The sequence below is a fragment of the Zobellella aerophila genome (genome assembly GCF_039539325.1).
Taxonomy (GTDB): domain Bacteria; phylum Pseudomonadota; class Gammaproteobacteria; order Enterobacterales; family Aeromonadaceae; genus Oceanimonas; species Oceanimonas aerophila.
The window spans coordinates 1,351,706-1,372,418 of record NZ_BAABCX010000001.1; the positions used below are offsets into that span (position 1 = coordinate 1,351,706).

23 protein-coding genes, 2 tRNA genes and 1 other annotated feature are annotated in these 20,713 nt (G+C 59.9%); of the genes, 7 read left to right on the forward strand and 18 right to left on the reverse strand.

Annotated features, from left to right (window positions below):
- Positions 1-69: 69 nt before the first annotated feature.
- From ABD806_RS06265 to aspS, 15 genes are all read right to left on the reverse strand, one after another.
- Positions 70-145, reverse strand: a tRNA-Val gene (locus tag ABD806_RS06265).
- A 7-nt stretch (positions 146-152) separates the two neighbouring features.
- A tRNA-Lys gene (locus tag ABD806_RS06270) sits at positions 153-228 on the reverse strand.
- A 146-nt stretch (positions 229-374) separates the two neighbouring features.
- Positions 375-1,127 carry a tol-pal system protein YbgF gene (gene ybgF / locus ABD806_RS06275; RefSeq protein WP_344955851.1) on the reverse strand — a complete coding sequence of 251 codons (753 nt, stop codon included), beginning with the start codon at positions 1,125-1,127 and terminating at the stop codon, positions 375-377.
- Positions 1,128-1,143: 16 nt separating this feature from the next.
- Positions 1,144-1,662 (reverse strand): peptidoglycan-associated lipoprotein Pal, encoded by a 519-nt coding sequence (gene pal / locus ABD806_RS06280; RefSeq protein WP_344955853.1) that lies wholly within the window; start codon positions 1,660-1,662, stop codon positions 1,144-1,146.
- A 26-nt stretch (positions 1,663-1,688) separates the two neighbouring features.
- Positions 1,689-2,987 carry a Tol-Pal system beta propeller repeat protein TolB gene (gene tolB / locus ABD806_RS06285; RefSeq protein WP_344955856.1) on the reverse strand — a complete coding sequence of 433 codons (1,299 nt, stop codon included), beginning with the start codon at positions 2,985-2,987 and terminating at the stop codon, positions 1,689-1,691.
- A 2-nt stretch (positions 2,988-2,989) separates the two neighbouring features.
- Positions 2,990-4,165 carry a cell envelope integrity protein TolA gene (gene tolA / locus ABD806_RS06290; RefSeq protein WP_344955858.1) on the reverse strand — a complete coding sequence of 392 codons (1,176 nt, stop codon included), beginning with the start codon at positions 4,163-4,165 and terminating at the stop codon, positions 2,990-2,992.
- Between the two features lie 7 nt (positions 4,166-4,172).
- Positions 4,173-4,598, reverse strand: a complete 426-nt coding sequence (tolR, locus tag ABD806_RS06295) for a protein TolR (protein WP_344955860.1) — start codon at positions 4,596-4,598, stop codon at positions 4,173-4,175.
- Positions 4,598-5,278, reverse strand: coding sequence for a protein TolQ (tolQ, locus tag ABD806_RS06300; RefSeq protein WP_344955863.1), 681 nt, complete (start codon positions 5,276-5,278; stop codon positions 4,598-4,600). The genes tolR and tolQ overlap by 1 nt, the downstream gene beginning before the upstream one ends.
- Positions 5,268-5,678 carry a tol-pal system-associated acyl-CoA thioesterase gene (gene ybgC / locus ABD806_RS06305; RefSeq protein ID WP_344955865.1) on the reverse strand — a complete coding sequence of 137 codons (411 nt, stop codon included), beginning with the start codon at positions 5,676-5,678 and terminating at the stop codon, positions 5,268-5,270. Before ybgC ends, tolQ begins: the two co-directional genes overlap by 11 nt.
- Positions 5,679-5,846: 168 nt before the next feature.
- Complete coding sequence (gene ruvB / locus ABD806_RS06310) at positions 5,847-6,866, reverse strand: Holliday junction branch migration DNA helicase RuvB (RefSeq protein ID WP_344955867.1); 1,020 nt, start codon at positions 6,864-6,866, stop codon at positions 5,847-5,849.
- A 3-nt stretch (positions 6,867-6,869) separates the two neighbouring features.
- The gene (gene ruvA / locus ABD806_RS06315; protein WP_344955869.1) at positions 6,870-7,478 is read right to left on the reverse strand and encodes a Holliday junction branch migration protein RuvA; all 609 of its coding nucleotides are present in this window, start codon (positions 7,476-7,478) and stop codon (positions 6,870-6,872) included.
- 141 nt (positions 7,479-7,619) lie between these two features.
- Positions 7,620-8,141 carry a crossover junction endodeoxyribonuclease RuvC gene (gene ruvC / locus ABD806_RS06320; RefSeq protein WP_344955872.1) on the reverse strand — a complete coding sequence of 174 codons (522 nt, stop codon included), beginning with the start codon at positions 8,139-8,141 and terminating at the stop codon, positions 7,620-7,622.
- Positions 8,142-8,501: 360 nt separating this feature from the next.
- Positions 8,502-9,242 (reverse strand): YebC/PmpR family DNA-binding transcriptional regulator, encoded by a 741-nt coding sequence (locus ABD806_RS06325; protein WP_344955874.1) that lies wholly within the window; start codon positions 9,240-9,242, stop codon positions 8,502-8,504.
- Positions 9,229-9,690, reverse strand: a complete 462-nt coding sequence (gene nudB, locus ABD806_RS06330; RefSeq protein ID WP_344955877.1) for a dihydroneopterin triphosphate diphosphatase — start codon at positions 9,688-9,690, stop codon at positions 9,229-9,231. Before nudB ends, ABD806_RS06325 begins: the two co-directional genes overlap by 14 nt.
- Before the next feature lie 3 nt (positions 9,691-9,693).
- On the reverse strand, positions 9,694-11,460 hold the full coding sequence (gene aspS / locus ABD806_RS06335) for an aspartate--tRNA ligase (protein WP_344955879.1): 1,767 nt from the start codon (positions 11,458-11,460) through the stop codon (positions 9,694-9,696).
- A 428-nt stretch (positions 11,461-11,888) separates the two neighbouring features.
- Here aspS and ABD806_RS06340 point away from each other — a divergent pair, with 428 nt between their 5' ends.
- The 6 genes from ABD806_RS06340 (at position 11,889) to ABD806_RS06365 (ending at position 17,823) form a co-directional block, all read left to right on the forward strand.
- Positions 11,889-12,731 carry a DUF72 domain-containing protein gene (locus tag ABD806_RS06340; protein WP_344955881.1) on the forward strand — a complete coding sequence of 281 codons (843 nt, stop codon included), beginning with the start codon at positions 11,889-11,891 and terminating at the stop codon, positions 12,729-12,731.
- A gap of 114 nt (positions 12,732-12,845) precedes the next feature.
- A complete protein-coding gene (cmoA, locus tag ABD806_RS06345; protein WP_344955884.1) occupies positions 12,846-13,574 on the forward strand; it encodes a carboxy-S-adenosyl-L-methionine synthase CmoA in 729 nt (242 codons plus the stop codon).
- Entirely contained in the window at positions 13,571-14,575 is a 1,005-nt protein-coding gene (gene cmoB, locus ABD806_RS06350; RefSeq protein ID WP_344955886.1) for a tRNA 5-methoxyuridine(34)/uridine 5-oxyacetic acid(34) synthase CmoB, read from the forward strand. The genes cmoA and cmoB overlap by 4 nt, the downstream gene beginning before the upstream one ends.
- On the forward strand, positions 14,572-15,345 hold the full coding sequence (locus ABD806_RS06355; protein WP_344955888.1) for an ATP-dependent zinc protease family protein: 774 nt from the start codon (positions 14,572-14,574) through the stop codon (positions 15,343-15,345). Before cmoB ends, ABD806_RS06355 begins: the two co-directional genes overlap by 4 nt.
- 5 nt (positions 15,346-15,350) lie before the next feature.
- Positions 15,351-16,856: an inactive transglutaminase family protein gene (locus tag ABD806_RS06360; protein ID WP_344955891.1), complete on the forward strand. Its 1,506-nt coding sequence runs from the start codon at positions 15,351-15,353 to the stop codon at positions 16,854-16,856.
- A 1-nt stretch (position 16,857) separates the two neighbouring features.
- A complete protein-coding gene (locus ABD806_RS06365; RefSeq protein ID WP_344955893.1) occupies positions 16,858-17,823 on the forward strand; it encodes an alpha-L-glutamate ligase-like protein in 966 nt (321 codons plus the stop codon).
- Positions 17,824-17,946: 123 nt separating this feature from the next.
- Here the strand turns inward: ABD806_RS06365 and rluB are convergent, their stop codons facing one another.
- Genes rluB through rnm form a run of 3 tightly spaced genes read right to left on the reverse strand, consistent with a single transcriptional unit; the run spans position 17,947 to position 20,331 of the window.
- On the reverse strand, positions 17,947-18,855 hold the full coding sequence (rluB, locus tag ABD806_RS06370) for a 23S rRNA pseudouridine(2605) synthase RluB (RefSeq protein WP_344955896.1): 909 nt from the start codon (positions 18,853-18,855) through the stop codon (positions 17,947-17,949).
- Between the two features lie 12 nt (positions 18,856-18,867).
- On the reverse strand, positions 18,868-19,488 hold the full coding sequence (locus ABD806_RS06375; RefSeq protein ID WP_344955899.1) for an L-threonylcarbamoyladenylate synthase: 621 nt from the start codon (positions 19,486-19,488) through the stop codon (positions 18,868-18,870).
- An 18-nt stretch (positions 19,489-19,506) separates the two neighbouring features.
- Positions 19,507-20,331, reverse strand: coding sequence for an RNase RNM (rnm, locus tag ABD806_RS06380; protein WP_344955902.1), 825 nt, complete (start codon positions 20,329-20,331; stop codon positions 19,507-19,509).
- Between the two features lie 109 nt (positions 20,332-20,440).
- Positions 20,441-20,541 (forward strand) — a sequence feature (Trp leader region).
- Between the two features lie 21 nt (positions 20,542-20,562).
- On the opposite strand from rnm, the gene ABD806_RS06385 reads away from it, so the two are divergent.
- Positions 20,563-20,703 carry a hypothetical protein gene (locus ABD806_RS06385; RefSeq protein WP_344955904.1) on the forward strand — a complete coding sequence of 47 codons (141 nt, stop codon included), beginning with the start codon at positions 20,563-20,565 and terminating at the stop codon, positions 20,701-20,703.
- Positions 20,704-20,713: the final 10 nt, after the last annotated feature.

Here is a 20,713-nt window from a genome sequence, read left to right on the forward strand (position 1 = left end):
AAGGGAGGTGCTCTCCCGGCTGAGCTAACCACCCACGAAACTTGTGCGCGTTTTGTTAAAACGCAAAACTGGTGGACGCTACTGGGATCGAACCAGTGACCCCCTCCTTGTAAGGGAGGTGCTCTCCCGGCTGAGCTAAGCGTCCGGGAATCTGGTGGGTCGTGCAGGATTCGAACCTGCGACCAATTGATTAAAAGTCAACTGCTCTACCAACTGAGCTAACGACCCGTCTCGGCGGGATTGCTTAAGCACCCCTGCCAACGGCGGCCTATATTACGGATTTAATCCTGTGACGCAACAGGAAAATTATCCTTTATGTCCGTTTGCTTAAGGAACAAGCGACTAAAGCAAAATTTCGACAATCCGAGCCGCAATTATAATCCTGCCAGATATTCTTCGGCTAAGCGGGCGGCACTGCTGCCGGCATATTCACGCACCACTTGCTCGAAATGTTGCTTGGCCGATGCGTTATCCCCCTGCTCCCTGGCAATCACTCCCAGCTTCAACATGGCATCGGGCCTTTTGTTGGACTTGCCGTACGCCTCAACCACCCGGGTGAACTGCGCCTTGGACTGATCGAAACGTTTCTGGGCGAACAACAGCTGCCCCAGCCAGTAATGGGCATTGGGTACATAGTCGGATTGCGGATACTGGGTGATAAAGCGGGCAAAGGCAGGAATCGCCGCGTCATAGTCTTTTTGCTGCAACACCAGGTTGACGGCGTTGTCGTAGGCCGCCTGCTCATCGCTGCTCGATGCGCCAGGCTGATTGCCGCTGCCATTAGCGGCAGACGCCGCAGGCGCCGCTGCTTCGGGCTGGGCGGCTTGCGCCGGCTGGCCAGCATCCTGCTGAGCCGCCAGCATGCTGCGTTGGCGCTCAATCACCTGCTCCAGCCGATAGCTTTGCTCTTCCAACAGGCCGCGCAGTTCACTGACTTCTCGTTGCAGTGAGGTGAGCTGACGTTGATGTTCAATTTGCGCCTGGCTTCTGGCATTCGCTCCGCGCTCCAGCTCGGCCAGGCGATCACTTACAGAGCCGCTGCTACCCACACTCGACACCGGTGCCTGCGCCCATGCCGAGGTGGATAAAACAGCGGCCATCGAAATGGCCGCTAAATTATGTTTCATAGAATCAATCTATACCTTAGTAAACCAGGACAGCGCGGCGGTTTTTCGCATAGCTGGACTCGCTGCGAGAAGTGTCTACCGGCTTCTCTTCACCGTAGCTGACGATAGACAGCTGGGAACCGTTCACACCCAGGCTTTGCAGGTAGCTGGTTACCGCCTGGGCACGACGCTCGCCCAGGCCGATGTTGTATTCGGGGGTACCGCGCTCATCCGCATGACCTTCGACCAGTACATTGGCAGCAGGGTTGGAGCGCAGGAAGCTGGCATGGGCTTCCAGCACCTGGGCATAATGGCCGGTGACTTCGTCACGATCGTATTCGAAGTAGATGGTGTTCTCACGGCGCAGCGCTTCATATTGCTGGCGCATCTGCTCATCAGCAGACAGGGCACCGCCGGCCGCACCGGTCTGGGAGTCATAGGTGCCGGCACCGGCAGTACCTGAGGTGACATCCGCATCGTCGGTAGAGCTACAAGCCGCCAGGGTAAGCATAGGCAGGGCCACGGCCAGACTCTGAAGCAGTTTTTTCATTTGCATTATATTTCCTTAACTCATCACTATGGTTAGTTTAGAAATGGTGACCATGCCGGCGCACGAACATCGCCACTGCGAGCCGGTAGTCTAGCCTTAAAGCGACCATCCATAGAGACCAGCCCCAGCACCTGACGGCCCTGGTAGGTAGTACTATAGATGATCATGGTGCCGTTCGGTGCCGGGCTTGGCGATTCATCCAGCTGGGTTTCTGTTAAAACCTGCATATGACCGCTGTCCAGCTCCTGACGTGCAATACGGTACTGCCCCTGGGAACGACTGACCAAAACCAGACTCTTGCCGTCGCTGGTAATGGATGGACCCAGGTTGGTATCACCATCGTAGGTGATACGACGGGTGGCGCCCGAACCCAGCTCAACCCGGTATATCTGTGGCCGCCCCCCACGCTCGGACGCAAAATACAGTGCGTTGCCGTCGGGAGACCAGGCCGGTTCGGTATCAATTGTCCGATTCTGTGTGACCCGGGTCAACTGCTTGCTGGCCAGATCAAGCACATATATTTCCGGCTGACCATCGCGGGATAACACCAGCGCCAGGCGGCTGCCGTCCGGAGACCACTGGGGGGCGCCGTTAATGCCCGGCTGCGAACTGACCACCTGCCGCTGCTGGCTGTAGATATCCTGTACCACTATCTCGGCCTTCTTGTTCTCGAAGGAGACATACGCCAGTTTGCGGCCGTCGGGAGACCAGGACGGTGACATCAACGGCTCGCGGGAACGCAGCAATACCTGCTCATTAAAGCCGTCATAGTCGGAGATCATCATCTGGTAAGGGTACTGGGCGCCGTGTTGCACCGTGACATAGGCAATGCGGGTCAGGAAGGCCCCTTTGGTCCCGGTCAGCTTTTCAAACACTATGTCGGAAATGCGGTGGGCATACTGGCGCAACTGGGCCGCGGGCACGGTGGCGCTACGGCTTTCCAGCAGCTGCATGCCGCTCGGGTTGACCACATCCGCCAGTTCGAAGCTGATGCGATACTGGTCGCCACCGGCCGGCTCTATGGTGCCCAGCACCACGGCTTCGACCTGACGGCCAGACCAGGCGACCGGGGTCAGCTGTTCCGCCTTGGCGACCTGCTGGGGCAGCGCATTTCTATCCAGGGGACGGAACATGCCGCTGTTACGCAAGTCGTTTGCTATCACCTCGGCCAAGTCCTGGGGCATGGCGCCACCGCCCGTCCATTGGAAAGGAATGACCGCCACCGGCCGGGCGCTGTCGATGCCGCCGGTAATCACAATGTCCAACGCCGCCTGGGCCCGTCCCGCGAGCAGGATAAGTGGCAGCCACAACCATAACCATCTTTTCGTCATAACTAGAGCCTCGGTATCAGTGTCAAATTCAAGTTTTGTAACTGCTTGCGTGCATCGGCATCGTTCGGCATGGGTAATGAACCGGTTTTATGCACCGCATTTTTTGCCGAACGACACACTGCCCCATCGCCCTGTCCGTCACTAACCTGAAGGATCAGGCCGTCGGGGGCAACCCGTACATTAATGACACACTGTTTGCCTACCATGCTGGGGTCAACCAACCAGTTTCGCTGGATGGCGGCGATGATCATGCCTTTATAGCGATCAACTTCTGCCGCCGAGGCGCTGGAGTTGGCGCCACCGGCGCTGCCGCCCATCAGCGACTCAAGATCTTTCAGCGCCTGCTCTTGCTCACGCTTCTTGCGATCCGCTTCGGCTTGGGCCTGTTTCTTGGCTTCTTCGGCCTTGCGCTGCTGCTCGGCCTCGGCCTGCTTCTTGGCTTCTGCCGCCTTTCTGGCCTCTTCGGCCTTACGCTGCTGCTCGGCCTCGGCCTGCTTCTTGGCTTCTGCCGCCTTCCTGGCCTCTTCGGCCTTGCGCTGCTGCTCGGCCTCGGCCTGTTTCTTGGCTTCTGCCGCCTTCCTGGCCTCTTCGGCCTTGCGCTGCTGCTCGGCCTCGGCCTGTTTCTTGGCTTCTGCCGCCTTCCTGGCCTCTTCGGCCTTGCGTTGCTGCTCGGCCTCGGCTTGTTTCTTGGCCGCTAATGCCTTTTGAGCTTCTTCAGCCTTGCGCTGCTGCTCGGCCTCGGCCTGCTTCTTGGCTTCTGCCGCCTTCTTGGCCTCTTCGGCCTTGCGCTGCTGCTCCACCACCTGCTGCCGCTCTTGCTCAGCCTTGGCTTTTTGCTCGGCAACCGCTTTCTGCTGCTGCGCCAGCCGCTCCGCTTCTTCGGCTCGGGCCTGTTCTTCGGCGCGGCGCTTCGCTGCTTCCTCCGCCTGCTGCTGGGCTTCGGCCTCGGCTTGCTCGGCGGCCTGCTCCTGCTGTTGCTTGGCCAGCATCTGATTCAGCCGTTCAGCCTGAGCCGCGACCATACCGTCATCGATCATGGTCGCCTGGATAATGGATACCGCCTGAGAAGGGCGTTGGGGCGGCTCAAAGTTAACCCCAACCAGTATGAACACCCCCACCAGCAGGTGTAACCCGAGCGACATCAGCAGTGACTTGCGAATATTGCCTTGTTCTGTCATCGGTCTGTCACTGTTCCGGTTGCGTCATCAGACCAACGGTCGGCACGCCTGACGCCTTTAACGTCGCCATCAACTGGATCACGGCGTCGTAGCGTACATTGGCATCGCCCTTGACCACCACCGGGGCCTCGGGGGTGATCCGTAACTTGGCCTGCACCATGCCGGCCAGCTCCAGCAGGTCGATGGCCTGCTCACTGTTATCACCCACATCAAGAAAATAACGGCCCTCGGCATCGATGGAGGCGATCAGCGGGGTTTCGCTGTCCTCCGGCAAGGCCTCGGCCTCCGCCTGGGGCAGATCGACCTTCACGCCTTGGGTAATCATGGGCGCGGTAGCCATAAAGATGATCAGCAGCACCAGCATCACATCGATGTAAGGCACCACGTTGATCTCAGCCACCCGTTTCCGGCGTCTGCGTTGATAACCATGCATTACTGGGCACCTGCTGCCGATTGACGGTTAAGGATGGTAGAAAATTCATCCATAAAATTGGCCAGATGATTCTCAATACGCTCCACCTGATAGCTGAAGCGGTTATAGGCAATAACGGCGGGAATGGCCGCGAACAAACCTAACGCGGTGGCAATCAGCGCCTCGGCGATGCCGGGGGCCACCATCGCCAGGGTAGCCTGCTGTACCTCTGCCAAGGCGATAAAGGCGTTCATTATGCCCCAAACTGTACCAAACAGGCCGATATAGGGACTGATCGAGCCGATGGTCGCCAGCAGCGAGAGGTTGGCCTCGAGCCGGTCGACTTCCCGGGACAGGGCTACCCTCATGGTTCTGTAGGTCCCTTCCAGCAGGCTTTCCTGATGGCGGCCCTGCTTTTGCAGGCGAATAAACTCCTTGAAGCCGGCATGAAAAATTTGCTCCATCCCCGCCAGCGCGTCCCGCCTGGCATTGGTTTCCTGATACAGACGGCTCAGATCGGAGCCGGACCAGAATTTTTCTTCGAATACATCCGCATCGATGCGGGCGGCATTCAAGGTCTTGCGTCGATTGATGATCAAGGCCCAGGATAAAACAGACATCGCCATCAACAGCAACATCACCAGCTTGACCAACAGGCTGGCTTGTAGAAACAAACCAATAAACGAAATTTCAGCGTGCACCCGACAATACTCCCATTAACTGTTCAGGAATGGCAAAGGGTTTCATTTGAGCAATACCCACACAGGCGATCACCACTTCGCCCTTAGCCAGGCAATGGCCGGCATCATCCAGAATTTCTTGCTCAAAAACAATAGAAACCCGCTTCAGTAATTTAACGCCAACCGTCACCCTTAATTGATCGTTGAAACGGGCGGCCCGTCGCAGATCAAGCGTCAGATGACGGACTACAAAGGCCACCCCCTCGGCCAGCAGCCGGTCTTGCTCTATGCCTAAGGCCCGCAACCACTCGGTGCGGGCTCTTTCCATAAATTTCAGGTAATTAGCGTTGTAAACTATGCCGCCGGCGTCGGTATCTTCGTAATAGATCCGCACCGGCCAGTAAAACCGGGATTCAGACATTCAATATCAATAGCTCTTATCAAGATGCGGATACTATACCTGAGTAGAATTTAGGAAAGAAGACACCCTCCCGCGGCCACGACAGTCGCTGACCCGGTCGTGCCGGAAGAGATCGGGGACTGGAGATTGGGGGTGGGGAACCCATTCCTGGTCCCTAATCACCAGTTCCTAGTCCCCGGGCCTTGATTCGGGCAGCTCGAAGCCGAAATGCAGGTAGGCACGCGGGGTAGCGATGCGGCCCCGGGGGGTACGCTGCAGGAACCCCTGCTGGATCAGATAAGGCTCGATCACGTCCTCGATGGTTTCTTTTTCCTCGCCGATGGCGGCGGCCAGGTTATCCAGCCCCACCGGGCCGCCCAGGAACTTGTCGAGCACCGCATTGAGCAGCTTGCGATCCATGTAATCGAAGCCCTGCTTGTCCACATCCAGCATATCCAGCGCCTGGGCGGCGATGGTTCCATCGATCACCCCGGTTCCCTTGACCTCGGCGAAGTCCCGTACCCGGCGCAGCAGGCGGTTGGCGATACGGGGCGTGCCCCGGGCGCGGCGGGCCATTTCCAGGGCCCCCTCCTGATTGAGGGTCAGCCCCAGCTTTTCGGCGCTGCGGCTGACGATATGGGCCAGATCCCCCACCTGGTAGAACTCCAGCCGCTGCACTATGCCGAACCGATCGCGCAGCGGCGAGGTCAGCGAGCCGGCGCGGGTGGTGGCGCCAATCAAGGTGAAGGGCGGCAACTCCAGCTTGATCGAGCGGGCCGCGGGGCCCTCGCCGATCATGATATCGAGCTGATAGTCTTCCATCGCCGGATAGAGAATTTCCTCGACTACCGGGCTCAGGCGGTGAATTTCGTCGATAAACAACACATCACCCGGCTCCAGGTTGGTAAGCATGGCCGCCAGATCGCCGGCTTTTTCCAGTACTGGGCCCGAGGTGGTCTTGATGTTCACACTCATTTCGTTGGCCACGATATTGGCCAGGGTGGTCTTGCCGAGCCCGGGCGGGCCGAAGATCAGCAGGTGATCGAGTGCTTCTTCCCGGCGGCGGGCCGCCTCGATAAAGATTTCCATCTGGCTGCGCACATGATCCTGGCCCCGGTAGTCGGCCAGGGCCTTGGGCCGGATGGCCCTGTCTATCACTTCTTCTTCCCGGCGGGGCGCCGGATTGATAAAACGATCCGCTTCTATCATGGCTTACACCATACTCCGCAGGGCTTCGCGGATCAGTTGCTCGGCGCCCATCTCAGGCTTGAGTACTTTCTTGATCACCTGCTCGGCCTGGCTGCCCTTGTAGCCCAGGGCCTGCAGGGCGGCGATCGCCTCATCCCGGGCGTTGTCGGCCACCGCGCTCCCGCCGGTGACGCCCTCGGGAGCCGGGTTGAACAGATCATAGCCGCCAAAGCCTTTGAGCCGGTCGCGCATTTCCACGATCAGCCGCTCGGCGGTTTTCTTGCCGACACCGGGCAGCTTGACCAGGGCGCCGATTTCGCCCTGTTCGACATGATGGATAAACTGGTCGGCGGTCATCCCCGAAAGGATGGCCAGCGCCAGCTTGGGGCCCACGCCGTTGGTCTTGATCAGCTCCCGGAACAGGGCCCGCTCGGTCTTAGTGTTAAAACCGAACAACAGCTGGGCATCTTCGCGCACCACGAAATGGATCAGCACCGCCACCGGTTCGCCGACCTTGGGCAGCTCGTAGAAACAGCTCATGGGCAAGGTCACTTCGTAGCCCACGCCATTGACGTCCAGCAGGATCTCGGGCGCCTGCTTTTCAATAATGATGCCTTTTAACCGACCTATCACTCTGTATCCCCGCTCACCTGTGTTGCGCCAAGAATAATGAATAACTGGATAAATATCCATGTCTCAAAACGGGGATTCGGGAACGGGGACTGGGGACTCGAGCCTTTCCAATCCCAGGCCCCTAATCCCCAGTCTCCGAAGTCAGCGCAAGCGCCCGCGCACCACCCCCTTGACCCGACCGGCCATGCTGATCAGGCTTTGCTGGGTATGGCCATGGCACAGGGCCACCGCCAGCGCATCGGCGGCATCGGCCTGGGGCATACCCGGCAGGTTCAGCAATTTGCACACCATATGTTGCACCTGGCTTTTATCGGCGCTGCCAATGCCCACCACCGCCTGCTTGATCTGGCGCGCCGAGTACTCGGCCACCGGAAGGCTGCCGTTGACCGCCGCCACGATGGCCGCCCCTCGGGCCTGCCCCAGCTTGAGGGCCGAATCCGGGTTGCGGGCCATAAACACCTGCTCGATGGCGAACAACTCGGGTTGGAACTGCAGGATGATTTCGCTGACCCCGTCGTAGATACGCTTCAACCGGGGCGCCAGGGCTTCATCCTTCATGCGGATGCAGCCCGAGCCCAGGTATTCCATGCGGTTGCCGAGATGGCGTACCACACCGTAGCCGGTAATACGCGAACCGGGATCGATACCGAGAATTATCGCCATGACAAAACGCCGTCCGCCGTCGGGCAAAGGGCACTACTCCGCTGACTCGCCGTAACCCCCTCCATGGGGGCTCAACGGCGCCTTCTGACCGCCATGGATGGCGGAAATGTCGAAAATGCAGGAGCATTTTTTCGACCATGGCGCCAACGGTCGTCGGAGCAGACACCCTTTTCCCTCTTCAAAGTGCCGGTATCGCCTGATAGCTCCTACCAAAGACAACTCCGACGTAGATAAAAAGCAACAGGGAGCGCCTCAGCCGACCGTCAAATGCCATGGAAAGCATTTTCCGAGCGATACAAAGAGGTACTTGAAGCGTGTCGGTGGAGGCGACCCTGTTACTTTTGGAGCATCCAAGCCGGCTTACAGCTTCTCCGCCAGTTCGTCGGAGATCTCGCCGTTATGGTAGACCTCCTGCACATCGTCGAGGTCTTCCAGCATATCGATCAGCCGCATAAACTTGGGCGCCGTGTCCTCATCCAGCTCGGCGTTGGTTGAGGGGATCATGGTCACCTCGGCATTTTCCGATACCAGGCCGCCGGCATCCAGGGCATCCTTGACCGTGCCGAATTCTTCCCACAGGGTGTAGACATCGATGGAGCCGTCGTCATTGACCACCACGTCTTCGGCGCCGGCTTCCAGCGCCGCTTCCATTACGGTCTCTTCGTCCGCGTCGGCATAGGAAATCACGCCCTTCTTCTCGAACAGGTAGGCGACCGAGCCGTCGGTACCCAGGTTGCCGCCGCTCCTGGAAAAGGCATGGCGCACTTCAGACACGGTACGATTGCGGTTGTCGGTCATACATTCCACCATCACCGCGGTGCCGCCCGGGCCGTAGCCTTCATAGACGATGGTTTCCAGCACCTGGCCGTCCAGCTCGCCGGCACCGCGCTTAACCGCCCGATCTATGGTGTCACGGGTCATGTTGTTGGACAGCGCCTTGTCGATGGCCGCCCGCAGCCGCGGGTTGGTGCCCGAGTCCGAACCGCCTTCCCGGGACGCCGTGGTCAGCTCACGGATTAGCTTGGTAAAAATCTTGCCGCGCTTGGCGTCCTGCGCCGCTTTACGGTGTTTGATATTGGCCCATTTACTATGACCTGCCATACATCTGTTCTCCGTTCTTGCTGATGTTGATTAACCTGTCGATGGCCGCTTTATTGGTCCAGGAGCTGGCCTGTTGCCGGGCCAGCTCGAATGGCAGCCAGACCTGGGCCAGATGCTCGCTCAACTGCACCTCCAGCGGTTCGGGTACACACAGGCGAAATTCGTATTCCCAGTTATGGGTGACCCCGGGGCGGTATCTGTGCCGCCAGCGGGGATAAATTTCGAAGCGCACCTTGTGGCCGGTATCGATCAGCGCCAGACCGTTATCCAGGCGCAAGCCGGTTTCTTCTTCCAGCTCGCGCGCCGCAGCCTGCATACGGAATTCTCCCGGCTCCAGGCTGCCGGTCACCGACTGCCAGAAGTCCGGGTTGTCCTTGCGTTGCAGCAGCAACACCTGATCCTTGGTATGGATCAGCACCAGCACCGACTCGGGGTGCTTGAAGGCCATGGTTTATTGTTCCGCTGACGGCAGCTTGGTACTGATCGCCAGCTCCGCCAGCGACTCCGCCGTGGCCAGGCTGGGTGCATCGGTCAGCAGGCAGGAGGCGGTGGTGGTTTTCGGGAAGGCGATCACGTCCCGGATGTTGTCGGTACCGGTCAGCAGCATCACCAGCCGGTCCAGGCCGAAGGCCAGGCCCGCGTGAGGCGGGGTGCCGTATTTGAGAGCATCGAGCAGGAAGCCGAATTTTTCGCGCTGCTCGTCTTCGTTGATGCCCAGCAGGCGGAACACCGTCTGCTGCATCTCGTTGTTGTGGATACGCACCGAGCCGCCACCCACTTCGTAGCCGTTGATCACCATATCGTAGGCATTGGCCACCGCGCCCAGCGGGGCTGCCTCCAGCTCGGCGACACTGACGTCCTTGGCGGCGGTAAAGGGATGGTGCATGGCGTACAGGCGGTCTTCGTCTTCCTCGAACATGGGGAAGTCGATCACCCACAGGGGTTTCCAGCCGTTTTCCAGCAGTCCCAGCTCCTTGCCAAGCTTAAGGCGCAGGGCCCCCATGGCGTCACTCACCACCTTGGCACTGTCGGCACCGAAGAAGATGGCATCGCCATCGACCGCCCCGGTACGGGCCAGCAGTTCGGCAACGATATCTTCGCTCAGGAACTTGGCCACCGGCGACTGGACGCCTTCCAGGCCCTTGGCGGCCTCGTTCACCTTCAGCCAGGCCAGGCCCTTGGCGCCGTAGATGCTGACAAACTTGCCGTATTCATCGATCTGCTTGCGCGACAGTGCGGCACCGCCCGGCACCTTGAGCGCGGCCACCCGGCCCTTGGCATCGTTGGCCGGGCCCGAGAACACCTGGAAGTCCACCTCCCTGACCAGATCGGCAATATCGGTCAGCTCCATGGGGATGCGCAGATCCGGCTTGTCGGAGCCGTAGCGGCGCATGGCCTCTTCATGGCTCATGATCGGGAAAGTCCCCAGGTCGTCGCCGACCACATCCAGCCACAATTCGCGGATCAGCTGCTCCATCACGGCCCGCACTTCTTCGGCGGTCATGAAGGAGGTTTCCACATCGATCTGGGTGAATTCCGGCTGGCGATCGGCCCGCAGGTCTTCATCGCGGAAGCATTTGACTATTTGGTAGTAACGATCGAAACCGCTCATCATCAGCAGTTGCTTGAACAGCTGGGGCGACTGGGGCAGCGCATAGAAGTGGCCCTTGTGCACCCGGCTCGGCACCAGGTAGTCGCGGGCGCCTTCCGGGGTGGCCTTGGTCAGCATGGGGGTTTCGATGTCGAGGAAGCCCTGCTCGTCCATGAAGCGGCGCACCCGGCTGGTGACCTGGGCGCGGGTTTTCAGGAAGCGGGCCATCTCGGGGCGGCGCAGATCCAGGTAACGGAACTTCAACCGCTGCTCTTCGGTATTGTTCTGGTTGAAGTCCAGCGGCAGGGGAGCGGCCTTGTTGATGATCACCAGCTCATGGGCGAAGATTTCCACTTCGCCGGTGGCCATGTCCTTGTTCACCTGGGACTCGGGACGGGCACGTACCTGGCCGGTTATCTGGATGCAGAATTCGGCCCGCAGCTCGGACGCCTTGGCATAGGCCTCGGCCTTGTCCGGATCGAAGAACACCTGTACCAGGCCTTCCCGATCGCGCATATCGATAAAGATAAGACCACCCAGATCTCGGCGGCGATGAACCCAGCCGCTCAGTGTCACACTCTGACCAACCTGGGCGGCGCTGAGCTGCCCGCAATAAATAGTGCGCATGGATGTCTTCCTTTGATGTTGCCACACGGTCGAGTCTTGCCGCGGGACTGAATTTGTCAGTAAATAGCGCGCTAGTATAATGGAAAACCCGAATGCCGGTAAAATCGGATGTTTTTGTTTTACATGGCAAAGGGTCAAAGAGCCCAAAAGCCAAGGTAAAGACGGGGGTCAGGACCGTACGCAGACACGCTATGAATACATCCGTGTACGCTCTCTGTTTCGTCCCTGCAACAGAAGGTCTGCTAATCGGCCCCTGACTCCTGTCCCGCAAGCTTCTGTGCCAAGTTAGAGAACAAAGGGAACAACTCCACCGACCGTCGGCGCCAGGGATGGCACCGTTCGAGCGTACTCAGGATGTATTTACAGCGAGGAAGCGGAGTTGGCCCTTTGTCCGACGTTAAACCGCCCGCGAACTGCAAAGGAACCTTATGCCGTTATATCTGGGGCTCAGCCAATGGTCCCATCCCGCCTGGCCCGGGCAACTGCTGGGCAAGGGTCTGAAAACCGGCGAACACCTGGCCGACTACGGCTGCGTGTTTAACACGGTAGAAGGCAATACCAGCTTCTACGGGGTGCCCGACACCGCCAGCCTGCAACGCTGGGACAGTCAGACCCCGGACGCGTTTCGGTTCACCTTCAAGTTTCCCGCCACCATCAGCCACCGGGGACAACTGGCGGAAAATACGGCCGCGGCGCTGGATTTCATCAACCACCTGGCCCCCCTGCACCACAAGCTCGGGCCGCTGATGCTGCAACTGCCCAGGGCGACAGGGCCGGAGCAGCTCGACGGTCTGGACCGGCTGCTGGCCGGCCTGCCGCCCTCCTTCAGCTATGGGGTGGAAGTCCGCCACCCGGCGTTTTTCGCCAAGGGTGAGGCCGAACGGCGGCTCAACCGGCTGCTGATCCGCCATGGCGCCAACCGCATTATCATGGACTCGCGCCCGGTGTTTTCCTGTCCGCCCGACTCCCCCGCCCTGCTTGAGGCCCAGGCGAAAAAACCCAGGGTACCGGTGCACATCATCAGTACCGGTGCGTCACCGGTTGTCCGTTTTATCGGCCATCCCGAGCCGGCACGAAACAGTTCCTTCTGGAAACCCTGGCTGCCGCACATTAATCATTGGCTAAAACAGGACAAAGCAGTTTATCTGTTCGCCCATACCGCCGATAACCGCCAGGCACCTGATTTGGCCGCCCATCTGGCGCAAACCCTTGGCCACCCTTTGGCCGAATTTCCCGGTCGACATCAGGCCGGCCAGGGCCAGTTGTTTTAATAAAATTTTGTCGTCGGCCCGGAGTCGGCCAGAAGACAAACAGCAATGCTTCTTTTACAATGCGCGCTAATTTGCGTAGCCGTCTGCGCCATAAGCCAAGGTCGTTTGTTATACATGCACGAAAAAGATCATATTTTTGCCGCTCCCATCGCCCAACTTGGCGATTTCTGCTTCGACCAGCGCGTCGCGGAAGTCTTTCCGGACATGATCAAGCGGTCGGTCCCCGGATATTCGAATATCATTTCCGCCATCGGCATGATGACCGCGCGTTTCGCCCAACCCGACAGCCGGCTCTATGATCTGGGCTGCTCGCTGGGCGCCGCCACCCAGGAAATGCGCCGCAACCTGACCCAGCCGGGCTGCAAGATTATCGCGGTCGACAACTCCCCGGCCATGCTGGAGCGGGCACACAATCACCTGGCCAGCTTCAAGTCGGATGTCGAAGTCGAGCTGCAGCAGGCCGATATCTGCGATCTGCGGATCGAAAACGCCTCCGTGGTGGTACTCAACTTTACCCTGCAGTTTATCGCCCCTTCGCTGCGCGAGGCACTGCTTACCGGGATCTACCAGGGACTCAACCCCGGCGGCGTGCTGATCCTGAGCGAGAAGTTTCTGAGCGCCGATGGCACCGTCAATGAACTGCTGATCGACCTTCATCATGACTTCAAGCGGGCCAACGGCTACAGCGAGCTGGAAATCAGCCAGAAGCGCAACGCCCTGGAAAACGTGCTGCTACCGGACACCCCGGAGCTGCACAAGGCCCGGCTGGCCCGGGTGGGCTTCCCTCATGTGGACATGTGGTTCCAGTGTTTCAACTTTGGCTCCATGGTCGCCATTAAATGATTGATTTCAGCAATTTTTACCAAAGGATTGCGAAGAGCCGCCTGCAACACTGGCTGCATACCCTGCCAGCCCAGCTGCACGACTGGCAAAAGCTGCACCTGCACGGGGAATTTGCCCGCTGGGTACGGGCCCTGCACAAACTGCCCAACATCACCACCGACCATATCGAGCTGACCGACGGCGTAACCATCGGCCGCCCCGGCGAGGTCAGTGCCGGCGAGCAGAAGAAGATCGAGAGCCTGTTGCGCCAGTTTCATCCCTGGCGCAAGGGTCCCTTCCATATCCACGGCATCCATATCGACACCGAATGGCGTTCCGACTGGAAGTGGGACCGGCTGAAAGATCATATCAGCCCGTTACAACATCGCTATGTGCTGGATGTGGGCTGCGGCAGCGGCTACCACATGTGGCGCATGGCCGGTGCCGGTGCCAAGCTGGTGGTAGGCATAGATCCGTCGCAGCTGTTTTTATGCCAGTTCGAAGCGGTGCGTCATTTTGCCAATGCCTACCGGGGCGTCCAGCTACTACCCTTGGGTATTGAGGAGTTGCCCGAACTCAGGGCCTTCGATACGGTGTTTTCCATGGGCGTGCTCTACCACAGACGCTCGCCGATAGATCACCTGCTGCAGCTCAAGTCCCAGCTACGCGCCGGCGGTGAGCTGGTACTGGAAACCCTGGTCATCGACGGCAATGAACACCAGGTACTGGTGCCCGGTGAACGCTACGGAAAAATGCGCAATGTCTGGTTTATTCCCAGCACCCGGGCACTGGTGGGCTGGCTGGAAAAGTGCGGCTTTGAAGACATACGGGTGGTGGATGAAAGCCTGACAACAGTGGACGAACAGCGCAGTACCGACTGGATGCGCAACGAATCGCTGACCGACTTCCTCGATCCAGCGGATCCGGGCAAAACCATAGAAGGCTATCCGGCGCCCAAACGGGCCATTATCGTCGCCATCAAGCCCGCCGATAGCCAACAAACAGCAAGAGGGGAAATATGAACAAAGCCGTGATATCACTGTTGTTGCCACTGGCGCTGACAGGCTGCGCCCTGCAATCCGGGCAGGAAGCGCCGCCGGAGCCCGCACCGGTAACCGAAGATCAGCTGGAGGCTTCCCTCAACAGCCTGGAGGGCCGGCTGACCGCGACTATGTTTAACCAGAATACCCAGCTAAGTGCCAATCATCATGCCTATATGAAGGCACTGCAACAGGAGATAAAGTCCTTGAAAAAGCGCCTCGTGACGCCTCCCCCGTCGCCCACGCAACAGCCGCCGGCCTCTCCTGCGGCAGACATCGCCGATTACCCGGATGACGAAACCCGGGACGGCAAGCTGATCGTCGGGGAAACCGAAGATGTCTGGCTGGAGGCGGTCAATGACGTCTTCCCGGCGCGCATCGATACCGGCGCCACCACCTCTTCGCTCAGCGCCAAGGACATCACCGTATTCGAGCGGGACGGCAAACGCTGGGTCAGCTTCAGCATGGCCCACGAAGGCGTGGCCGAAGAGCTGAAGGTGGAAACCCCCCTGGTGCGCCGGGTCCGTATCCGCCAGGCATCCGCCGATGACAGCGAGCGCCGTCCGGTGGTGGCGCTGACCATGCATATCGGCAGGCTGTCGGAAAAGACCGAGTTTACCCTGACCGATCGCTCCCAGATGTCCTACCCGATATTGCTGGGTCGCGAATTTTTAAAAGACATCGCCGTGGTGGATATTGCCCGTCAGAACGTACAGGGCACCCCTAAGCGTCCCAAAGCCGCTGACAAGTAGGTTATATGTACTCACGCAAGCCGTTTTATCTGATTGTTGCCGCCCTGTTTATCGTCGGGCTGGCCATGATGCTGCATCGACACTTCGTCTATGAAGTGCCCTGGCTGCCGGGTGAAAAGCGCCAGATCTGGTCGATTGAAGCCAAGGTGGAATTTGAAGCCAACGGCAAGCCGGTCAAGGCCTCGCTGGCCATTCCCGGCAGCCAGCCCGGCTTTACCCTGATGAACGAGTCCGCCGCCTCTCCCGGCTATGGCCTGTCGTTTGTCGACGCCACCGGCAATACCCGCGCCGAATGGTCGATCCGGGCGGCCGACGGACCCCAGGAGCTCTACTACAAGGTCGACATGATGCGGGATCCCTTCGCCAAGGAACTGCTCTCGACCGAGATCCCCGAGATTCACGGCGTGACCGTCGGCGAACCCTATGCCACCGCCATGGATCAGGTGCTGGCGGCGGCCCAGGAAAGATCCGCCGACGGCATCACCCTGACCCGGGAGCTGCTCAAGGAGCTCGCCAACAAGGGACAGAATGCCGAGCTGCTGGCCCAGTACAAGACACCAGGCAAGCTGCTGCTGGATCTGCTCAACCGGGCCGAGGTCCCCGCCCGGCTGCTGAAGGGCCTGGAGCTGGAAGACGGCCGCCGCCGTCAGCCACTGGTGGATATACTGCAGGTGTATGAAGGGGATCGTTACGAAATATTTAATCCCGTCACCGGCCGGCAGGGACAACAGGACAACCTGCTGCTGTGGGAATACCATTCGGCGCCTGTGCTGGATCTGGTCGGCGGCTCCAACTCCCGGGTCACCTTCACCATGCTGGAGCAGGAGCGCCCGGTCAACGTCGCCCTGGCCCAGAAGTTCGATGAGCCGGACTGGATCAACGTCTCCCTCTACAACCTGCCCCTGGAAGAGCAGGCGCTGTTCAAGGGCATACTGCTGATCCCCATCGGGGTGCTGATGGTGGTGTTTCTGCGCATCATCGTCGGGGTCAAGACCTCGGGCACCTTTATGCCGGTATTGATCGCCATGGCCTTTATCCAGACCAGCCTGCTCACCGGCCTGGTCGGCTTCCTGCTGATCGTCGGCACCGGCCTGGTGCTGCGTTCCTACCTGTCGCACCTCAACCTGCTGCTGGTGGCGCGGATCTCGGCGGTGATCATCATGGTGATCGGCATCATCGGCTTCTTCAGCATAGTGGCCTATCAGCTGGGGCTGACCCAGGGCATGAAGATCACCTTCTTCCCGATGATCATCCTGGCCTGGACCATAGAGCGGATGTCCATCCTGTGGGAGGAAGAGGGCGTCAAGGAAGTGGTCAAGCAGGGTGGTGGCTCGCTGCTGGTCGCGGTGGCCGCCTTCCTGGCGATGAACAACGAGCTGATCCGCCACCTCACCTTCAACTTCCTGGGATTGCAGCTGGTGGTGATGGCTGCGGTACTGGTGCTCGGTAACTACACCGGCTACCGCCTGCTGGAGTTGAAGCGCTTTAAACCCCTGGTGAGCGGTGACTGATATGCTCAGGAACATCTTCAAGGAGTATGCCTCCCCCTTTGCCCTGCGTCGCATGGGCATCATGGGCATGAACAAGCGCAATATTTCCTATATCAGCCGCTATAATCCGCGCCGGCTCTATCCGCTGGTGGATAACAAGCTGCACACCAAGCGTATCTCCCTGGAAGCCGGTGTCACCGTGCCCGAGCTGATCGGGGTGGTGGAGTATCAGCACCAGGTCTCTCACCTGTGGGAGATGATCAAGGACTGGCCGGGCTTCTGCATCAAACCGGCCAAGGGTTCGGGCGGCAAGGGCATACTGGTGATCGAGCGCCACGACCAGGAGCGCTTCATCAAACCCAGCGGCAAGGAAGAAACCATAGGGGATCTGGAGCGACATATCTCCAATATCCTCGCCGGCCTGTTCTCTTTGGGGGGCAAACCGGATGTGGCGCTGATCGAGGCGCTGATCAACTTCGACGATGTGTTTGAAGGCTTCTCCTTCGAGGGCGTGCCCGACACCCGCATCATCGTGTTCAAGGGCTTTCCGGTCATGGCCATGATGCGGCTGTCGACCGATGCCTCGGACGGCAAGGCCAACCTGCACCAGGGCGCCGTGGGCGTCGGGCTGGATATCAATACCGGCCGGGCGATCCGCGCCGTGCAGCACAACCTGCCGATCCGTTACCACCCGGACACCGGGCGGGATCTGCTGGAGCTCAAGGTACCTTACTGGGAAGAGATGCTCAGCCTGTCTTCCTCCTGCTACGAGATGTCGGGGCTGGGTTACATCGGCACCGACATGGTGCTGGACAAGCAGAAGGGCCCCATGTTGCTGGAGCTGAATGCCCGCCCCGGGCTGGCGATCCAGACCGCCAACGGCGCCGGCCTGGTCCCCCGACTCAAGAAGATCGAAAAGCTGGGCCGGGATATCAAGATGACCCCGGAGCAGCGGGTGGTGTTTTCCCGCAGGGAATTCGCGGTCTGAGCCAATCGCCCCGGGGCCGGCCTCAGGCCTTCCACATCGCGGGCCCCCAAGGCCATAGGACCAACAAAAACGGCGCCAGGGTTGAAACCCCGGCGCCGTTTGCCTTACCGCTAGTGGCTGCCTTTACATGCGGGTCTTGCGCTTCTGGCGCTGGCCCGGGCTGCGCGGACGGGCCGGGGTCTCTTTCTTCTGGGTGCCCTTGACCCGCGAGTTATGCTTGCGCACCGCCTTGCGGATCTGCGCCACCTGCTTGTAGCGCTCGGGGGCGTGCACATCCACCTTGCTGCGTTCCTCCGCATCCAGGCCCACTTCCTTGCGCAGGTAGTTGACCTGCTCCAGCGGCAGCTCGGCCCAGCCGCCCCGGGGCAGGGTGCGCGGCAGCTCTATCTTGCCGTAACGGACCCGGATCAGCCGGCTGACCTGCACCTCCTGGGACTCCCACAACCGGCGTACTTCCCGGTTACGGCCTTCTTTTAGGGTGACATGGAACCAGTGGTTCATGCCTTCGCCGCCGCTGTATTTCAGGGTTTCAAACTTGGCCAGGCCATCTTCCAGCATCACGCCCTTGCGCAGCCGCTGCAACATGGCCTCGTTCACCTCGCCGAAGACCCGCACCGCGTATTCACGGTCGATTTCGTGGCGCGGGTGCATCAGCCGGTTGGCCAGCTCGCCGTCTGTGGTAAACAGCAGCAGGCCCGAGGTGTTCACATCCAGCCGGCCGACGGCCACCCAGCGGGCGCCCTGCAGCTTGGGGAGGCGGTCGAAGACGGTCGGCCGGCCTTCCGGATCCTTGCGGGTGCTGACCTCGCCTTCGGGCTTGTGGTAGGCCAGCACCTGGCAGACGATCTCCGCCGGGGCCTGGGTTTCCACCACATGGCCGTCGACCCGGATGTTCTCGGCACCGGTCACCCGATCCCCCAGCTTGGCCACCTGGCCGTTGACGCTGACTCGGCCGTGGCTGATCAGCTCTTCGATCTCGCGGCGCGAGCCTTTACCGGCGCGGGCCAGTACCTTCTGTAATTTTTCAGTCATTGCAATCTGGCCTTACTCAAAGGGGCGGACATCGCCGGCGCCCTGGCGCACGATGATCGGCGTTTCATCATATAAATCGATAACGGTGGTGGGCCTGGGATCCAGCACGCCGCCGTCGATAATCAGGTTAACCTGCTTTTCCAGCCGCTGGCGGATCAACTGAGGATCGTATTCCGCCTCTTCCTCGCCCGGCAGGATCAGGCTGCAGGACATCAGCGGTTCACCCAGGGCCTCGAGCAGGGCCAGGCTGATGGCATGATCCGGCACCCGCAGGCCTATGGTCTTGCGTTTGGGGTTCTGCAGCCGCTTGGGCACTTCCTTGGTGGCCCGCAGGATAAAGGTGTAGGCGCCGGGGGTATTGTTTTTCATCAGCCGGAACACGGAGTTCTCGACCCGGGCGTAAAACGACAGTTCGGACAGATCCCGGCACACCAGGGTGAAGTTGTGCTCCTTTTCAATCTTGCGGATGCGGCAGATCTGCTCCATGGCCCCCTTGTCTCCCACCAGGCAGCCGATGGCGTAACCGGAATCGGTGGGATACACCAGCACCCCGCCCTGGCGCACTATCGCCACCGCCTGGTTGATCAGCCGGGGCTGGGGGTTGTCTGGATGGATTTCAAAAAATTGACTCATAATTCCTCCCGGAATGATTTAGATAAAACGCGTCCATACGGGGCTGGCGTCTTTGGGCAGCCAGAGCTGGCGCCCCAGCTCCCGCCAGTGGCTGGGAAAATGAAAATCCGAACCGACCGAGGCCGACAACTTGAATTCCTGGCTCCACTGTCCCAAATTAGCACGTTCCTGGGGACTCTGCTGAGCCATGGAGACCTCCATGGCGTCGCCGCCGGCCTCGGCAAAATCCGCCAACAGCCGCTTGATCCACTTGTTCGACAAATCGTAGCGGGTCGGGTGGGCGACCACCGCCGCGCCGCCCGCCTGCTGAATGGTTGCAATCGCTTCGGCCAGCGGGCACCAGGCGGGCGGCACATAGCCCGGGTTGCCCCGGCTCAGGTATTTCTTGAATACCTTGCCCATGTTGTCGGCCGCCCCCTGGCTCAGCAGCCAGCGCGCCATATGGGTGCGGGTGATAGGGGCATTCCCGGCCAGCGCCCGGGCTCCTTCATAGCCCCCCGGAAAACGGGCCTTGGCCAGCCGTTCGCCCATCAGCCTCGCCCGCGCTTCGCGCCGCCGCTGCTGCTCATCGAGCAATTGGATAAGCTGGCCGTGCTCCGGATCGATATTCAGGCCGACCACATGAATTTCCTTGCTTTCCCACAGGCAGGAAATCTCCACCCCGTCGATCAGCCGGACGCCATGCCGTGCGGCCGCCAGCCTGGCTTCGGCCAAGCCGGCTACCGTATCGTGGTCGGTCAGCGCCAGCACATCCACCTCTTTTTCCGCCGCCCGGGCCAGCAGCTCGGCAGGGCTGAGCTGGCCATCCGAGGCGGTGGAATGGCTGTGCAGATCGATTCGCATAAAAAATCCTGTGGTTGGGGTTGACTTGCCCCCCTGATTATCGTTTTACTATGTCCAGTTTCTGATTAACGAGATGAGCGTGATGAACCGGCAATTTTCCACTCTGACCATTTGGTGGTGGCACACTCCCTGAAGCGGGTGGTGTGATTTGCTGTGTTTGTTTTACGATCAGCGAAAACCAAAAGCCCGCAACCATGCGGGCTTTTTTATTATCCAGCAAAAGGTGATCCGATGAAACCGACAAACGGTATTTTTTGGCGATGGCTAACCCAGCAACCCTTCTTTACGCCGGTACAGCCGTCGTTCATCACCATTACCGACAATGACATTGCCAGTCAGGTCATCAGACAAATACCCGATGACCGCAACTAACAGCAAAAGG

Excerpts from the sequence above, each read along its gene's own strand:
- cmoA (WP_344955884.1), top strand. The coding sequence starts at position 12,846 with ATGCACGAAAAAGATCATATTTTTGCCGCTCCCATCGCCCAACTTGGC.
- tolR (WP_344955860.1), bottom strand. The coding sequence starts at position 4,598 with ATGCATGGTTATCAACGCAGACGCCGGAAACGGGTGGCTGAGATCAAC.
- ABD806_RS06365 (WP_344955893.1), top strand. The coding sequence starts at position 16,858 with ATGCTCAGGAACATCTTCAAGGAGTATGCCTCCCCCTTTGCCCTGCGT.
- ABD806_RS06325 (WP_344955874.1), bottom strand. The coding sequence starts at position 9,242 with ATGGCAGGTCATAGTAAATGGGCCAATATCAAACACCGTAAAGCGGCG.
- ybgC (WP_344955865.1), bottom strand. The coding sequence starts at position 5,678 with ATGTCTGAATCCCGGTTTTACTGGCCGGTGCGGATCTATTACGAAGAT.
- rnm (WP_344955902.1), bottom strand. The coding sequence starts at position 20,331 with ATGCGAATCGATCTGCACAGCCATTCCACCGCCTCGGATGGCCAGCTC.
- ruvB (WP_344955867.1), bottom strand. The coding sequence starts at position 6,866 with ATGATAGAAGCGGATCGTTTTATCAATCCGGCGCCCCGCCGGGAAGAA.
- pal (WP_344955853.1), bottom strand. The coding sequence starts at position 1,662 with ATGCAAATGAAAAAACTGCTTCAGAGTCTGGCCGTGGCCCTGCCTATG.
- tolA (WP_344955858.1), bottom strand. The coding sequence starts at position 4,165 with ATGACAGAACAAGGCAATATTCGCAAGTCACTGCTGATGTCGCTCGGG.
- aspS (WP_344955879.1), bottom strand. The coding sequence starts at position 11,460 with ATGCGCACTATTTATTGCGGGCAGCTCAGCGCCGCCCAGGTTGGTCAG.
- nudB (WP_344955877.1), bottom strand. The coding sequence starts at position 9,690 with ATGGCCTTCAAGCACCCCGAGTCGGTGCTGGTGCTGATCCATACCAAG.
- ABD806_RS06375 (WP_344955899.1), bottom strand. The coding sequence starts at position 19,488 with ATGAGTCAATTTTTTGAAATCCATCCAGACAACCCCCAGCCCCGGCTG.
- ruvC (WP_344955872.1), bottom strand. The coding sequence starts at position 8,141 with ATGGCGATAATTCTCGGTATCGATCCCGGTTCGCGTATTACCGGCTAC.
- rluB (WP_344955896.1), bottom strand. The coding sequence starts at position 18,855 with ATGACTGAAAAATTACAGAAGGTACTGGCCCGCGCCGGTAAAGGCTCG.
- ybgF (WP_344955851.1), bottom strand. The coding sequence starts at position 1,127 with ATGAAACATAATTTAGCGGCCATTTCGATGGCCGCTGTTTTATCCACC.
- ABD806_RS06360 (WP_344955891.1), top strand. The coding sequence starts at position 15,351 with ATGTACTCACGCAAGCCGTTTTATCTGATTGTTGCCGCCCTGTTTATC.
- ABD806_RS06385 (WP_344955904.1), top strand. The coding sequence starts at position 20,563 with ATGAAACCGACAAACGGTATTTTTTGGCGATGGCTAACCCAGCAACCC.
- ABD806_RS06340 (WP_344955881.1), top strand. The coding sequence starts at position 11,889 with ATGCCGTTATATCTGGGGCTCAGCCAATGGTCCCATCCCGCCTGGCCC.
- tolB (WP_344955856.1), bottom strand. The coding sequence starts at position 2,987 with ATGACGAAAAGATGGTTATGGTTGTGGCTGCCACTTATCCTGCTCGCG.
- ABD806_RS06355 (WP_344955888.1), top strand. The coding sequence starts at position 14,572 with ATGAACAAAGCCGTGATATCACTGTTGTTGCCACTGGCGCTGACAGGC.
- cmoB (WP_344955886.1), top strand. The coding sequence starts at position 13,571 with ATGATTGATTTCAGCAATTTTTACCAAAGGATTGCGAAGAGCCGCCTG.